Below are 13,517 nucleotides of genomic sequence, written 5' to 3'. Positions count from 1 at the left end.
CCGTGATGAACCAGGTGACTACCGGGCGTTGACGTGTACTCTCATAAACTAAACCGGGTAAGTCAAGGCTCGGATAAACCGGTTCAGTGCAACGGAGGTCTGGATCAGATGACGATCCCCACGGCGTCGGGCCCCCGACGGCGCGCCACCCTCAGCGACATCGCGCAGCGTCTCGGCGTGTCGAAGGCCGCCGTCTCGTTCGCGCTCAACGACCGCCCGGGGGTGAGTGCGGAGCTGCGCGAACGGGTGCTCGCCGTCGCCGCCGAGCTGCACTACCGGCCCAACTCCGCGGCGCTCGCGCTGGGCGGCTCGCGCGTCGACGTCATCGGACTCGTGCTGAACCGTCCGGCCCGCACGCTGGGGACGGAGGCCTTCTTCCCTGAGCTGATGGCCGGCATCCAGGCGGGCCTGTCGGCCACGCACACCGGTCTGCAGACCCTCGTGGTCCCCTCGCTCGCCGAGGAGCTCGACGCCTACCGCGTCTGGCAGTCCACGCACCGGGTCGACGGCGTCATCCTGGTCGATCCTCGTCGCGACGACGAGCGCGTCGCCCTCGTGGAGGAGCTCGGGCTGCCGGCGGTCCAGATCGGCAGCCACCCGAGCCGGCAACCCGGCGTGCCGAGCGTCTGGATCGACGACCACGCCGTCGCCACCCGGCTCTTCGCCGAGATGTTCGCGCTCGGGCACCGGTGCGTCGCGCACGTCATGGGTCCGCTCGACTTCGAGCACACCGAGCTGCGACGGCGCGCCCTGCGCGACTGCGCGCAGCGCTACGACGCGCCCTCCCCCGTCTCGGCCGAGACCGACTACTCCGCCGAGCAGTCCGCGGCGGCGACGCGCGAGCTGCTGGCCCGGGCGGAGCGGCCGACGGCGATCGTCTACGACAACGACGTGATGGCCCTCGCCGGACTGCGCGTGCTGCAGGAGGAGGGAGTGGCTGTTCCGGGGGACGTGTCGATCGCGAGCTTCGACGACTCGGTCGCGATGCGGCTCGTGCGGCCCTCGATCACGGCCCTCACGCGCGACACCTACGCGCTCGGCGAGCTGGCGGCCCGCACGCTGATGGAGCTCGTGGGTGGCGACGACGCCGTGGAGTCGGTGCCGGCGCTGCCTCCGACGCTGTCGGTGCGCGAGAGCACGGCGGTCGCGCCGTAGGTCGCGACCGGAGAGGCGGTGGCGACCGTCAGAGTGCGGCCTCGACGAGGCGCCACGTGAGGCGAGGATCCTCCAGGGCCATCGCGTGCCCGAGCGAGTCCTCCCGCACCACGTGCCAGCCGGCGGCGAGCAGCTGTTCGGGCAGCGGATCGGGCACGACGTAGGGCGCGTCGCCCGAGAGGATCACGGTCGACTCCGCACGTTGCCGGGTGGGGCGGTACGGATGCGTCGCCACGTCCTGGAGGACGGCCAGGGCCATCCCCCGGTCCCACCGTTCCTGCGAGGCGCGCTCCAGCGCCTTGGCCTCGGGGCTCAGCGCGGGGGTGCGCACACCTCTGCCGCGCGCAGCGGCGAACAGCGGTATCGACCAGCGGGCGCGACGGACGAGGAGGCCACCGAGCCCGGTGTCCGGCAGCGCGAGCCTGAACCCGGGGTCCAGGTAGACCGCCCGCGCCGGCGAGAGCCGATCCACCGCGCGGGCGACGACGGCGCCACCGAGGGAGTGCGAGACGACGCCGTGCAGCTCCGTGGGAAGCGTCTCGACGAGGTCGTCGGCGAAGTCCGCGAGGGCGTAGGTCCTCGCCCGGTCCGAGCGGCCGTGACCGCGGAGGTCGACGGTGACGACGGTGTACCGCCCGGTCGCCGCGGCGAGCTCGACGAGGTCACCCCAGACCGTTGCGTCGTTGCCGAGGCCGTGCACGAGGGCGACCGTCTCGGGTCCGGATCCGTGATGCTCCGTGTGCAGCTTCATGCGTCGACTCCTCCGGTGGGGTGCGGCAGTGTTCCTGCGGTCGGCCGTACCGGGAGCGTACGGAACTCGGCGGGGCGGGGGGTGGCCGGCTCGGAGTCTCGGACACGGGTTGGGGAAGCAATGGCGTCACGGTGCCGGCGTCCTTCGGCGGGCGTCCGTGAACGACCGTTCTCGGCAGGGCACCTTGACCCGCTGCGCGGCCACCGCTGCGGGTGGACCGAGGGACAGCCTGCCCGGCACCTAGGCTCTTACGGTGATCGAGCTGCGCGGTGAACGAGCAAGGCTTCGAGGTTGGACCCCAAGCGACGCGCCGTTCGTTCTTGACCTGTACTCCAGGTGGGACGTTCAGCGCTACCTCAGCCATCAACCGCGTGTGATGGAAACATCCCGGCCGCCTGCCAGAGCCGACCGCGAGCTACCGCCGAGCGGGCGTGGATCGCGTAGAGCCAACCCGTGCCGATCACCCGTCCGGTGTCGACAGGGCCAGGCGCGGCAGCCTCGCCGGGAGTGCCGAACAGAAGGGTGAACGGCTCGCCGCCTGTGGCCCGGAACTGCTCGAACGGCCAGAAGGAGAGATCGATCTGCATGGACGATCGCAAGAGGAACACTCGGTAGCGCACGTTCCCGGCGAAGACGTCGAGGGTGTCCGAGGTTCCGTCACCGATCGTCGAGACCGATGCCGACCAGTCCTTCACAACAGCGGGCTCATCCGCTCCGGCGCCAGTTGCAGCACGAGGTCGATGTCCGACCAGTCATCCTCCGCGTCACGTGCACCCGACCCGACGAGCGCAGCCCCGACCACCGATGGGTCCACTCGTGCTAGCTCGACGAGCTGCGAGCGGATGGACGACCGTTCCGGGTTCGTGAACATGCATCGACCGTAGAAGACAGCTCTGCGTCGGTCACCAATCGTCGAGAAGCAGTCGTTTCCGGACGTCTGCGTTCACCCCACGAACGGTCCGGCGCCACCGGCCGCCGCATCCCTGAGCACGGGCGCGTCTGGTCCGAACAGCGGTGACGGGAGCTCGTCCAGCGCGAAGAACGCCACCTCGCGCGCCTCCCCGTCGCCTTCGCCACGACGCTCGAGTACGCGGGCTCGAAAGACGACGCCGAAGAAGTGCCGCCACCGCCCACCTGGATAGCGGTGGACCTGCATGCCCGGGTCGCTGTAGACGCCGAGAAGCCCATCGATGCTCACCCGCCATCCGGTCTCCTCCTCGCACTCTCTTACCGCCGCCGCCTGCCACGTCTCACCCGGCTCTACGCCGCCTCCGGGCAGACCCCAGGTGCTGTCGTCGCTACGCCGAACCATGAGCACGCGCCGCGCGGAGTCAAGCGCTACGACTCCGGACACAGCCCGGACCTGCAGGGTGGCTGTCATGCAGCCAGTATCTCGCCCGTCGACGATCGCCCACCGGTGTTGAGCGGGCGGTCACGGGTACTCCGAGACGACCGCTCCCGGACGACACGGTCGGCGCGGCCGTAGCCACTGCGCGCGTCGCTCGCGGACGGACGTCGTGAGCATGAGGGCGCGGGGGTCGCCTTCAGGGCCGGTCTTCCCAAGCGACGTCCTTCATCCACATCGCCGGGGTCATCCAGGCGATTCCGTCGGCGTCCACCGGAAGGAACGAAGAGAGGTCGCTGGGTTCGAGGACCCCTGTGTGTGCGAGGTAGAAGCCGACTTCCTCGGGCGTCCGGTCACGGAAGAGGTCCGGACCATGCTCAGCCGAGAGTTCATCCATACGCAGGCCGCGTGAGTTCGTCTCGCCACGGACACGGTAGACGACCTCCAGTGAGGTGTCCGAGGTCGTCGTGATTCGCTCAACCGTGACCCAGGAGGGGACACCGTGAACGCGGTCGAGCTCGATCCCCCGCTGGAGCTCTGCCGCTGCCCGCAGCGACCAGGTCGGACTCGTCATCCATCTCTTCTACCACCACGGAACGGTTGAGGTCTGGGCAAGGTTCGAAGCCCTCGATCTGCGTCAGCCGAAAACGTCCAGCACGCCAGCTGTGACCGTCCGAAGACGAACGTTCTCGGTCTGCCCGCGGAGATGCATCGGGGACCTCGGCCGACGAAACCTCTGGACAAGGTCACCTAGGTTGATGTGGTGAGCAGAGAAGCACGTGGGCTGACCGAGTACGGCGGGAGCATCGAAGAAGTTGCCAGCCAGATCCAACGATCCCTCTCCGCATGGTTCCCCTCCTCGACCCACCCCGGAGGGTTCGCCTGGGAAGAGGCCACCGGACAGCTCCCCGGCGAGCTCGCCGTGGCATGGCAGGCGGGTGAGGTCGCCGGCTGGGCGGCCTTCTCCGCGGAGGACTCACGCGTCGAGTGCGCGTCCCGCGACGAAGCCACCACCGAGCTGCTCGCCGACTGGCTGCTCGACACGGCCGGCACATCCACCGTCAGCGTGGCCGTCCACCGCGAGCAGCAGAGACTCCGCGACATCCTGGCGGACCAGGGCTTCGTCGACGAGGACGTGCCCCTCGCAGGGCTGAGCCACCCCGCCGGAGACACCGGGAACCGGCCGCCCACCGGGTACCGCATCCGACCGTTGGACGAGGGTGAAGAGGCCTGTCGCGTGAAGGTCCACCGGACGGCGTGGAAGCCGTCCGACCTTCCCTTCACCGACGACACCGGGGACAGCATCTCTCCAGACGCGGAGAGCAGGATGGATGCCGAGAAGTTCCGCAGGATGCAGAGTTCTCCGCTCTACCGCCGCGACCTCGATCTGGTGATCGAGGCACCCGACGGGTCGCTGGCCGGCTCCTGCACCGCCTGGCTCGACCCATCCAGCGGATGGGTGGAGATGGAACCGCTGGGTATCGTCCCCGAGCACCGTCGCCGCGGCCTGGCACAGGTGCTGGCGCTGGAGGTGTGCCGACGGGCGGCGGGCCACGGCGCCCGCGAGGTCTTCATCAACACGGCCCCACTGCCCTACTACCGCGCACCCTGGGAGGCCTACGTGAAGGCCGGCTTCACTCCGATGCTCCGCGGTACACGTATGCGACGGCCGGCCACCGTCGCACTCTGATCGCCCCCGCACGACCGCCGCCGTGAGGTGGAGAGCCATGACGGGCACCAGCGCGTGAATGTGGTTCAGCCGCGGTCCGCGACGAGCCGGGGGAGGCCGAATTTCGTGTGCACGGGATCAGCCACCAGCACCGACGCCGGGGCCTCGTGCGCAAGTCCCGGCAGACCGGCCGCGGCCACGAGGTCGTCGTCGAGGCCGAGGAGCTCGCCCTGTCGCAGGCCCCACGGCGCGTGGGTGTTCGGCACCCACCACGTGCGCCCGAGGTGTCGGGTGTGCAGCCCGAACCGCGCACTGATGAACACCGAGAGATCGTCCGGCTCGGCGATCACCGGCCCTCGGCGGACGGTGATCCGTCCGCCGGCCCCGCGGGGCGACGGCCACCGGCGGCGGGTGCGGTAGTCCAGGACGTCCCCCTCGCGGTGCAACGACATCCGCGCCCAGGTGTAGGGCGTCGCGAACGCGAGACGCGCCCCGAGGCTGACCGCGAGCCGATTCGCCTCGAGCGACCGGAACACCACGCCGTGCCGCCCCTCGTCGTCGACGGAGTAGAGCCTGACGTTCGTCTCGAGGAAGTCGCCGAGCCACGGGACAGCCGGGCCGCGACCGAATCCCGCCCGCTGCATCACGAACGGGATGAGTCCCACGTACGTCACCCCGTCCCGGACGTCAGGGCGCGTACCGGCCGGCATCATCGGGGCGACCCGCTCGGGGTCGACCGCCCAGTGCACGAAGGTCAGGTCGGCCCACGTCTGGCGCATGATCCACGGTCCGGTCAGGTCCGGCGGGAAGGGGCTCAAGGTCACCCCGTCATCATGGCGGTCGGGCGGACGGCACGGCCAGGTGAGTCTCACGAGGGGACGACGTGGACGAGTGCGGGTCAGAGCACGCCTCGGAGGCGGAGCTGCACGCCGAGCTGGTCGTACAGCGCTCCCGAACGCCGCCCCCTGCGTCCGCAAACGGTCGTTTGTGAGACAGGCTCGGCGAGTGGGTTCGGTTGTGCGGGCACGTCTGCTCAGTTGAAGGTGTACGCCTGGGCCAGCTCGCCTGATGGGCAGCCAGGGGGAAGGTCGCCGGCGCGGTCAGTGCTGCTGTAGGCGCCGCCCCAAGTGACGATGTTGCCTGTTGCGTAGACGTTGCCGTCGACCAACAGGGAGCGAGCTTCGGGGTCCCAGACTGCGTCGTCGGGGAGGGATAGCGGGTAGCCGGACACGGTGAGGCATCCATCAGTCAGGGTAAGGGCTCCATTGATCTCGGCCTGGGGTACGTCCGAGTCGGGGGAGGGCGTGTAGACGGCGAACGGCGGGGCGACGTCCGGGTCAGTGCCGGTGCATGTCACGAGAGGCAGCGCCGTAAGGGCGATCGCCCACCACGCTGGGTGCCGCGTCGAGTCAGCCATCTCCGCAGAGTAGCGAGGAGTTCGTGGGGCATGCCCCCTAGGCTGCAGACGTGAAGCTAGGACAGTTACCTCGACCTCTCGCCTGGTTCTGTGTCGCCGTGGCCGTGCCGATGTTCCTGCTTGGCGTTGTAAACCTGATCATCAACACTGACAACCCATCGTCCTACCTTGCACTGCTGGTCTTGATGCCGTTCAGCTTCTATGTGGGGCTGACGAGCCTGCGAGCCAAACCCCGGGATGGCGGGACTCCTGCTTCACGACCGAGCGGACGACAGGACCCGTGATCGGAGAGCGCTTGGGCCACCTGACCGCAAACGATCGTTTTCGGCCAGTGCTGGCGGTGCGTAGGCCGTGCGGAGTGGCGGGTGCCCGAAACGGTGGTCAGTACGCGCCCCGTGTATGAGGCGGTTTGGTTCCGGCCAGGGTTTCGGTCCTCGGCGTGTCGGCGGAGTTTCGGCCGGGGCCTGCGCGTGTAGACAGCGAGCGGCGGCGGCGGTGCCGACGGTTGTACTTCTGGGTCGGTGCGGGTTGCGGTGGTGAGGTCGTGGGCCGGTGAGTCCGGCCGTCCGGAAACGATCGTTGACGGAGGCTGTCGCATGCACCGGGCGAGCCGACGCGTTGGCAGCGTGCCCGGGTGAGCTGACGGCAACGGTCGTCGCTCAGGCGGCGGTGGTGAAGGCGAACGCGATGGCGGCCTAGTATGCGCAAGCATGGGAGCCTTTGACCCGAACGACGACATCTACCAGGACTTAGCGTTCCGCCTACTGATGAACGGCCCCGTCACCTTGTTCTGGCGCACTGAGGTTCTCACCAGCACGATCGAGGACCTGGCGGCCGATGGCTATCAGATCGTCACCCTGGATGCATCAGCGTGGGCGTCCGACGCTGATCTGCACCAGTCTGTAGCGACGGCGCTGGACTTTCCCGCGTACTACGGCCGGAACTTCGACGCGCTGAACGACTGCCTCAGCGATGTCGCCGAACGCCGGTACGGCTGGTCGCCCGGAGCGGCAGGACTAGTCCTCATCCTGACCCGGTATGACGCCCTCGCTCGTTCCAGCCCACGCAGCGCGCAGCTCCTTCTGGACCTCGTAGCGTCTCAGTCCAGGGTGGCGTCGTTGTTCGGGGGCCGATGGATGTGCCTGGTGCAGAGCGACGACCCAGCAATCGAGTTCGGCCCGCTCGGCGCGACGTCTGCGACTTGGAACGACCGGGAGTGGCCGGCCGCGGACCGCGTCGTGGAGTAGTTCGGCCAGGCGACGCCGCCGCGGCCAGGCCCGTGACCGGTGCCCAGAACGATCGTTCCCGGACGCCTGGACCAGCGAACGCTAGTCGTGGCTGATGACAGGGGGTGGTCCGAAGATCCTCAATCCCTCGTCGACGATGCTGTCCGCGAACATCCGCAGGTCTCTTGCCGTCTCGTCACCGGCGTCCTCGCGTCGCTGCGCCTGCCACCCGACCATGGGAGGCATCATCCAGAGCAGCTGTATGAGCTCACGGTTCACGGGCCCCTCGGTGGGCACCTGCGCTAGTAGCGACAGCAGGCGCCGCGCCCCGTCCGGGTCGAACGTGCCGTACTTAAGTCTCCCGATTGTGCCTTCGTCGGCGTCGTACTCAAGAGACAACCTGACTAGCAGGTCGAAGAACGCCGCATCGCTCCTACCGCCGGTCGGGGCGGTCGGGTCACCGTTCTCTGGTGCGCTCATACCAAGAGCGTCGCACCGACCTCTGACATCGGATCGTTCACGTCCGAGCGACGCAGCATGGTGGCCCACCATTCGTGCTTGTAGATACTCCACACATGGCCAGAATCGATCGTTTCCGGACACGGGCAGGCGCCGTGCCAGCGGCGCTCCTTTCAGTTCACCGTTAGGGTCGCCAGATGACTCCCGAAGCGGTAGACGTCGCAGCCCATACCGCGATCGATGTTGACTACCACGCCTTGATCGCTGGCGGCGTCGACTGGGTCGCGTCAGACACTCCCGACCAGGCGGTCGGCGGCCTTGTCTCCCTGAGTGGCGACGGCCTCAGCGCGAACATCTTGACGGGCATCGCTTCGGGCGACGTCAACGTGGTACTTCGCCAGTGGACAATGCTTCCTGAGCCGGAGCTCGACGTCGAGCCGTGGGAAGACATCGCTCAGATCATCATCCCGTCATGGCCAGGCGGGAGATTCACGGTCGCGGGTGGAATGGGTCAGAACTCCATCGCTCTCACGCTCACAGCTGGCCCCGTAGCGGTGAGGGTGTCAGCACTCGGGAGGGACGTGAACTTCGATGGCGGCGGACCAGGGCCGGATGAAGCCCCGTACGAGTACTACATCATCGATGTTGCGCCGCGCCGGGATGATCGACAGAAAGTGTTCAGGACTACCTCCGAAACATCGAAGCGCTACGGGGCGTAACGACGTCGCGACCACTCGTGCGGAGCCTAGTCGGCCAGGCCGCCCCTGTCCGACCAGCCCGCCAGCACCCCCTGCTGGCGTTCGGAAACGACCGTTTGCGGACGGGTTGTGCGCGCTGACGTCAGCCCCGGGTGTCGTAGCTCTCCGCTATGGCGGTACTGACAAACTTCCAGCCGGCGACCAGCTCGGTGTCCATGGAGCTATCCAGGCCGCGCGCCTGAGCCTCCGCCGCCTCTCGTTCGAAGTACTTGACGACGTTCTGCGCGTACCGGACGAGGCCACGAACGACCTCGGGGTCGAGGGCAGGGGGTTCAGGGAATCTGTTCACGCAACCGAGCGTGCCAGACGACGGCCCTGCTAGCCGGGCGTCCGGAAACGATCGATTGCGGACGCGACGAGCGAGCCGCGACAGACAGCACCGCCAGAAGCGCGACAGATCGCGCCGCGACTCACACGCCTAGGTGTCAGGAGGGGCTGTGGAGTGCATGGTGGGGGATCCCTACCAAGCTCTGGAGGGCGTGCCCTCAGCGCTCGTCCTCTAGCACAGAGCCCGGCTGTCCTCAGGAGCTTCCGATGTCTCGCTCTTCGTCCTACCCCCACCAACCGACTAGTGCCACGCAGCTCCGGGTCGGCGACATCGTCCCCGTGCCCGACCCAGACGGCCAGTGGGCGTGCTTGCAGGTTGTCGAACTCGCTCCACGGTCTCGCACCGACCTGGTCTACGCGCTGTTGCCGTGGCGCGGCGCCCACGAGCCCACCCTCGATGACGTCCGCGGACTAGTACCGATGCGTCGAGCAGCGACAAGAATTGAGATCTTTACTCAGGGCGGACTCCGAGTGACCGGCTGTACTCCGCCAGCCGATGACGGCCAAGAGCGCTTCTACGGACCGTTGTACGTGGGCAAGACGCAACATGGTTCCGGCTGGAGGGCGTGCATACGACTCGCCCAGCAGTACGCACGCACGGGCTCGGTGAATCTCCGGGAGTTGTGAGGTCGGCCGCGGCAGTTGCGGATCGCCTATCGCGCGGCCTGGGGTCTCTACTGAGTGTTCGTGTCCCGGAACGTAGGTTGGCCCGGTGAGCCCAGATGAGCGATTCCATGTCAGGGTCTTTAGCGACTACTCGGCCGAGACGCCTGTCTGGTTCGGGGGCGGTCTGGTGGTGGATCTTGAAGGAGTGCTGGGGATCAGCGCAACGCTCGCCGCTCGACTGAGGAGGCTCGCTGCCCACTTCGACGAGAACGTCGACTGGCAGCACGGGTGGAGTTCGCCGCAGGCGCGTGTGAAGTACAACCGTCTTCGCGAGCAACTTGTGCTGGATCTACAGGCGGAGCTACCTCCGCCATACTGGGTCACCTCTGGGTCCGAGTGACCCTCGGCATCGGAACGTCTATGGATCGGCTACCGCATGTGGGCCGCGCTGGTGCGTCGTTGGCGTGGCGGTGTCAGCTGGCAGCGCCGCTACGCTCCGCGATGTGAACGACTCTGCGGTGACCAACTACAAGCGGCCTCTCATCGTGGTGAGCGTGGTGTCTGTCGTGCTGCTCCTGGTGCTCTCGGGTCTGCTCTATCTCGCGCAGTACCAGCGACCCAACCTTCAGCCACAACCCGAGGGGCTGCCGCCCTGCACGTCGGGTGCGCCTGTACCGGTCGCTGACCTCGCTGGCCTCGACTTCGCCACCTGCACTATGGACGGGCAGTTGGTGCAGTTCCCCGACGGGTACACCAGACAGGTGCCCAGCTACGGTGTTCGATCCGAAGAACGCGGCGGTGACGGCTCGCTGTCCTACGAGCTCGCCAACAGTGGCGCAGCGGGCGTCGTCGCGGTGCTGTGGGACAACGAGAACGGTGGAACGTACACCTTCTGGGGGCCGCGTGATGCGGTGATCGAGCACGTGCAGCTCACGCTCAATGAACGCGGCGGACGGGGATGCGGTGTCTTCACGCGCTCGTGTAACTAGCAGTCGGAGGGCTGAGGTGCTTCCGAACCCCATCGATATTGGTCATGCGGCACACTGAAAACATGAATCCCGACGATGGCGCCTGCGATGGAGCAACAAGTAGCCGCGTCGGCAGCCGTGGTCACACCGCCACGCGCGTGGCGCCCCCGTCGCCTCGCCCCATATCCCGCCTGGTCCCCCTCGTAGGGTTCCTGGCCTCCGCGGCCGCCGCCGTAGCCGTGTGGCACCTCATCGCTTGGGCCAACCGCTGGTACGTGGCCGTCGCCATCCTGCCCACCGTGCCGGACGGACCCGCCGAGGGGTGGGAAATGGCCTACGAACGAATGGCCCACGTACACGAGACACTCGTCATCAGCCTGGTAGCCCTGCTGACCGCCGCGACCCTCGGCCTCGTCTGGCGGTCAGCGTCTCGACGCTGAGACGACAGCGCCGAGGGAGTCGAGTGTCCACAAAGGATCGTTTACGGACGCGGGCCGCCTAGCGGTGTCGCTGCCCGCGGGCGCGGCGCGGTCTCCGAGGACTCCGCGCCGGCCTCCGACGGGTTAGACGGCCACCGCGGAGACGGCTCTCTTGCGGTTCCGGGGGCGGTGGAGGGCTCGGCGCGGATCACTCTGTGTGGCAGAGTTAGCAAGATGGTGATGCAGGACTACTTCCACGAGGTCCGGTCTCGTGAGCGCGCGCGGGTCAGACTCGACTCGACCATGGCAGGTTCCGCCACGGTGTTCGGGGCTCTGACACTGGGAACTCTGGACGGGAACTACACAAGCGGCAGCTTATTCCTTCCGGCCCTGGCGTTCGTTGTGATCGCCGCTGTTCAGCACCTACGGCAGCGCGATCGCGGGTTCGCGCGAGTCCGTCGCTTCTACATCGCCGCAGCCGCCCTCCTTCTCCTGCTATTCGTTCCCCTTGGACCTTTCGTCTTCCTTTATGCGAGCCCGTTCGGCGTGCTCGCCGTGAGCGTTGCGATCTGCTCAGCTGTGGAGAGGTCGCGCTACGCCGGCATCGCCGCCGCCGCGCTCGTCCTGGTAGCGCTGATCGTTCGTCCAGGCCTGTTCTCGAAGATCCGCGAGCTCCCCTACGAGGCCTACGCCGTCGCGGACTCGGTCCTCGCGGTCCTCGGAGTCTTTGCTGCTGCTGCCGCGGCCGTCCTCGCCTGGCGGCAGGAAACGCGCACCCTTGAACGATGACGACCACGACCTCGACGAGGTCGTCCACCAGCGCTCACGCTTAGGCATCATGGCCCTTCTCGCTGAGGCACGCACGGCTGACTTCACGCACCTCAAGCGCACCTTGGGCCTCACCGACGGCAACCTCGGCCGTCACCTCGAAGTACTCGCCAAGGCGGGCCTAGTGGCGGTAGAGAAGACCACCACCTCCCAAGGCACTCGCACCTACGCCACCATCACCACGCACGGACTACGAGCACTCAAGCGAGAGAAGGAAAACCTCCGGCGAATCCTCTCGCTGTGACTAGCCAGCTACGACCCTCAGAACCAAGAAGCAACTGCCTCCCGGCACCTCGCCTTCGGGCGGAGCGCCACCACCGGCCGTCCGGATACGACGTTTCTGGACGTCTACCGCGTCGCTCTGAGGCGTCGCCGGGAAGGGCTCTGGTCACCGACGAGGCTGGAGCAGCTCAGCCGATGGTGCTGAGCCCTGAAAGCCGGACGATCATGGGCGCGGTTGGTCGGCGTCAGGGTGTCTCGAGGTGGAACGTGTGGTGTTCGTCGGGGTACCTGGATGACACGATCTCTACCGTTAAGCCTGCACCGTCGTAGTCGTCGCCGAGATCGATCAGACTCGTCTGGGAAGCGAGGTTCCCCGTGCAGGCCAGGCTGTCGAACCGTTCCATGTTGAGCTCGACGTGGTCAGGGTGGGGCCACTCCATCTCCGTGGCGAGGGCTGGGCAGTTGCCGCCGCTGCGCACGATGAGGTAGATCGTTCCAGGGCCGGGTCCCCACACGACGCCGTAGTTTCCGTCGCCGTAGATCGCAGGGCTGACGCCGTCAGGCAGGCCCTGGAATCTACGCTCTTCGATGCCTGAGGGGGGACGGACCGCTACGAGCAGCGAGGTGGCGAGCAGCAGCGCGACGGCCCATCCTGTGTTGGCGCAATCGTCATGTGGCCGCATCGCGCCACCTAGAACCCAGACCAAAGCGTGACCATCCACCCAGCATGGACGGCTTCCCCGAGGGCTGCCACCTGTCGAACAGGCCAAATTCCGAAATCGATCGTTTGCGGCCACCCTTGCGATTGCGGCTAGACAGGTCCAGATGAACGAATGAAAAGGTCACGTAGCGTGGTCCGATGACGACACGACCAAGCCTGTCCCCGATCGCACTTACCGCGATTGCCGGAGCCCTTGCGGTGACCGCTGCCGGATGCTCGGGACCAGCCGAGCCCGAGGGGCCGACTCTCGACTGAGCCATCGAGGCCGCTGGCGCCCTTATCAGCGGGGAGTCCGAGATCGAGGACGTCCTCATCACCCCCACGCAGGGCGCGGCGGCTCCACCTTCGACGTCCCAGGGTCAGACTCTGGACGGTTCTTCAAGATGTCCTGCTTGGGTGAGGGCGTGGTCACCCTCCGGGTCGATGGAAGCGATCTCGTTACCGAGCAACGGTGCGATGACGGCACCGTCGGGATGGGCCTGGGTGCAGATGGTGATGGCACCGTGATCGAGACACAGACCCCGGTCCAGGTGCAGCTCCTCACCGCTGACGACGCCTACTGGGTCGCGACGACGTTCACTACAACCCCCTCCTGACACGAGTCCACCTCGGCATGTCGACACCGCGTCCGCAGATGATCATTGCC

General features: G+C 67.4%; 18 protein-coding genes. 8 read left to right on the top strand and 10 right to left on the bottom strand.

The window, feature by feature from the left end:
- The first annotated feature begins 108 nt into the window (after positions 1–108).
- A complete protein-coding gene (locus tag SERN_RS11175) occupies positions 109–1,155 on the top strand; it encodes a LacI family DNA-binding transcriptional regulator (protein ID WP_135850196.1) in 1,047 nt (348 codons plus the stop codon).
- Between the two features lie 28 nt (positions 1,156–1,183).
- Here the strand turns inward: SERN_RS11175 and SERN_RS11170 are convergent, their stop codons facing one another.
- From SERN_RS11170 to SERN_RS11150, 5 genes are all read right to left on the bottom strand, one after another.
- A complete protein-coding gene (locus tag SERN_RS11170; protein ID WP_135850195.1) occupies positions 1,184–1,906 on the bottom strand; it encodes an alpha/beta fold hydrolase in 723 nt (240 codons plus the stop codon).
- A 356-nt stretch (positions 1,907–2,262) separates the two neighbouring features.
- Positions 2,263–2,601 carry a hypothetical protein gene (locus tag SERN_RS11165; protein WP_135850194.1) on the bottom strand — a complete coding sequence of 113 codons (339 nt, stop codon included), beginning with the start codon at positions 2,599–2,601 and terminating at the stop codon, positions 2,263–2,265.
- Positions 2,598–2,777: a hypothetical protein gene (locus SERN_RS11160; RefSeq protein WP_135850193.1), complete on the bottom strand. Its 180-nt coding sequence runs from the start codon at positions 2,775–2,777 to the stop codon at positions 2,598–2,600. Before SERN_RS11160 ends, SERN_RS11165 begins: the two co-directional genes overlap by 4 nt.
- Positions 2,778–2,849: 72 nt before the next feature.
- The gene (locus tag SERN_RS11155; RefSeq protein ID WP_135850192.1) at positions 2,850–3,287 is read right to left on the bottom strand and encodes an NUDIX hydrolase; all 438 of its coding nucleotides are present in this window, start codon (positions 3,285–3,287) and stop codon (positions 2,850–2,852) included.
- A 163-nt stretch (positions 3,288–3,450) separates the two neighbouring features.
- Positions 3,451–3,825, bottom strand: coding sequence for a hypothetical protein (locus SERN_RS11150; protein WP_135850191.1), 375 nt, complete (start codon positions 3,823–3,825; stop codon positions 3,451–3,453).
- Between the two features lie 189 nt (positions 3,826–4,014).
- Between SERN_RS11150 and SERN_RS11145 the strand changes: the two genes are divergently transcribed.
- The gene (locus SERN_RS11145) at positions 4,015–4,941 is read left to right on the top strand and encodes a GNAT family N-acetyltransferase (protein ID WP_135850190.1); all 927 of its coding nucleotides are present in this window, start codon (positions 4,015–4,017) and stop codon (positions 4,939–4,941) included.
- A gap of 65 nt (positions 4,942–5,006) precedes the next feature.
- On the opposite strand, the gene SERN_RS11140 is transcribed toward SERN_RS11145, so the two are convergent.
- Together SERN_RS11140 and SERN_RS11135 are read right to left on the bottom strand one after the other, a co-directional pair.
- The gene (locus SERN_RS11140) at positions 5,007–5,744 is read right to left on the bottom strand and encodes a YqjF family protein (protein ID WP_233251630.1); all 738 of its coding nucleotides are present in this window, start codon (positions 5,742–5,744) and stop codon (positions 5,007–5,009) included.
- Between the two features lie 209 nt (positions 5,745–5,953).
- A complete protein-coding gene (locus SERN_RS11135) occupies positions 5,954–6,337 on the bottom strand; it encodes a hypothetical protein (RefSeq protein ID WP_135850189.1) in 384 nt (127 codons plus the stop codon).
- A gap of 710 nt (positions 6,338–7,047) precedes the next feature.
- On the opposite strand from SERN_RS11135, the gene SERN_RS11130 reads away from it, so the two are divergent.
- Positions 7,048–7,584: a barstar family protein gene (locus SERN_RS11130; RefSeq protein ID WP_135850188.1), complete on the top strand. Its 537-nt coding sequence runs from the start codon at positions 7,048–7,050 to the stop codon at positions 7,582–7,584.
- Positions 7,585–7,665: 81 nt separating this feature from the next.
- Here SERN_RS11130 and SERN_RS11125 read toward each other — a convergent pair whose 3' ends face one another.
- Positions 7,666–8,043, bottom strand: coding sequence for a hypothetical protein (locus tag SERN_RS11125; RefSeq protein ID WP_135850187.1), 378 nt, complete (start codon positions 8,041–8,043; stop codon positions 7,666–7,668).
- Between the two features lie 176 nt (positions 8,044–8,219).
- Between SERN_RS11125 and SERN_RS11120 the strand changes: the two genes are divergently transcribed.
- On the top strand, positions 8,220–8,741 hold the full coding sequence (locus tag SERN_RS11120) for a hypothetical protein (protein WP_135850186.1): 522 nt from the start codon (positions 8,220–8,222) through the stop codon (positions 8,739–8,741).
- A gap of 121 nt (positions 8,742–8,862) precedes the next feature.
- Here the strand turns inward: SERN_RS11120 and SERN_RS11115 are convergent, their stop codons facing one another.
- Positions 8,863–9,069, bottom strand: a complete 207-nt coding sequence (locus SERN_RS11115) for a hypothetical protein (RefSeq protein ID WP_135850185.1) — start codon at positions 9,067–9,069, stop codon at positions 8,863–8,865.
- Positions 9,070–9,819: 750 nt separating this feature from the next.
- Between SERN_RS11115 and SERN_RS11110 the strand changes: the two genes are divergently transcribed.
- The 4 genes from SERN_RS11110 to SERN_RS11095 all read left to right on the top strand — a co-directional run bounded on the left by SERN_RS11110 (position 9,820) and on the right by SERN_RS11095 (position 12,172).
- Positions 9,820–10,113: a hypothetical protein gene (locus SERN_RS11110; protein ID WP_135850184.1), complete on the top strand. Its 294-nt coding sequence runs from the start codon at positions 9,820–9,822 to the stop codon at positions 10,111–10,113.
- A 118-nt stretch (positions 10,114–10,231) separates the two neighbouring features.
- On the top strand, positions 10,232–10,702 hold the full coding sequence (locus SERN_RS11105) for a hypothetical protein (protein ID WP_135850183.1): 471 nt from the start codon (positions 10,232–10,234) through the stop codon (positions 10,700–10,702).
- Positions 10,703–11,334: 632 nt separating this feature from the next.
- Positions 11,335–11,889 (top strand): hypothetical protein, encoded by a 555-nt coding sequence (locus tag SERN_RS11100; protein WP_135850182.1) that lies wholly within the window; start codon positions 11,335–11,337, stop codon positions 11,887–11,889.
- Positions 11,879–12,172, top strand: coding sequence for a transcriptional regulator (locus SERN_RS11095; RefSeq protein ID WP_233251629.1), 294 nt, complete (start codon positions 11,879–11,881; stop codon positions 12,170–12,172). The genes SERN_RS11100 and SERN_RS11095 overlap by 11 nt, the downstream gene beginning before the upstream one ends.
- Before the next feature lie 223 nt (positions 12,173–12,395).
- Here the strand turns inward: SERN_RS11095 and SERN_RS11090 are convergent, their stop codons facing one another.
- The gene (locus SERN_RS11090) at positions 12,396–12,833 is read right to left on the bottom strand and encodes a hypothetical protein (RefSeq protein WP_135850181.1); all 438 of its coding nucleotides are present in this window, start codon (positions 12,831–12,833) and stop codon (positions 12,396–12,398) included.
- Positions 12,834–13,517 lie beyond the last annotated feature (684 nt).

The sequence above is a fragment of the Serinibacter arcticus genome (genome assembly GCF_004786095.1).
Lineage (GTDB): Bacteria > Actinomycetota > Actinomycetes > Actinomycetales > Beutenbergiaceae > Litorihabitans > Litorihabitans arcticus.
This window is presented reverse-complemented; position numbering and strand designations above follow the sequence as displayed.

Bases quoted from the DNA above. Each gene is read 5' to 3' on its own strand.
- SERN_RS11175 (WP_135850196.1), top strand. From the start codon at position 109: ATGACGATCCCCACGGCGTCGGGCCCCCGACGGCGCGCCACCCTCAGC.
- SERN_RS11125 (WP_135850187.1), bottom strand. From the start codon at position 8,043: ATGAGCGCACCAGAGAACGGTGACCCGACCGCCCCGACCGGCGGTAGG.
- SERN_RS11135 (WP_135850189.1), bottom strand. From the start codon at position 6,337: ATGGCTGACTCGACGCGGCACCCAGCGTGGTGGGCGATCGCCCTTACG.
- SERN_RS11120 (WP_135850186.1), top strand. From the start codon at position 8,220: ATGACTCCCGAAGCGGTAGACGTCGCAGCCCATACCGCGATCGATGTT.
- SERN_RS11090 (WP_135850181.1), bottom strand. From the start codon at position 12,833: ATGCGGCCACATGACGATTGCGCCAACACAGGATGGGCCGTCGCGCTG.
- SERN_RS11100 (WP_135850182.1), top strand. From the start codon at position 11,335: ATGGTGATGCAGGACTACTTCCACGAGGTCCGGTCTCGTGAGCGCGCG.
- SERN_RS11130 (WP_135850188.1), top strand. From the start codon at position 7,048: ATGGGAGCCTTTGACCCGAACGACGACATCTACCAGGACTTAGCGTTC.
- SERN_RS11170 (WP_135850195.1), bottom strand. From the start codon at position 1,906: ATGAAGCTGCACACGGAGCATCACGGATCCGGACCCGAGACGGTCGCC.
- SERN_RS11160 (WP_135850193.1), bottom strand. From the start codon at position 2,777: ATGTTCACGAACCCGGAACGGTCGTCCATCCGCTCGCAGCTCGTCGAG.
- SERN_RS11150 (WP_135850191.1), bottom strand. From the start codon at position 3,825: ATGACGAGTCCGACCTGGTCGCTGCGGGCAGCGGCAGAGCTCCAGCGG.
- SERN_RS11155 (WP_135850192.1), bottom strand. From the start codon at position 3,287: ATGACAGCCACCCTGCAGGTCCGGGCTGTGTCCGGAGTCGTAGCGCTT.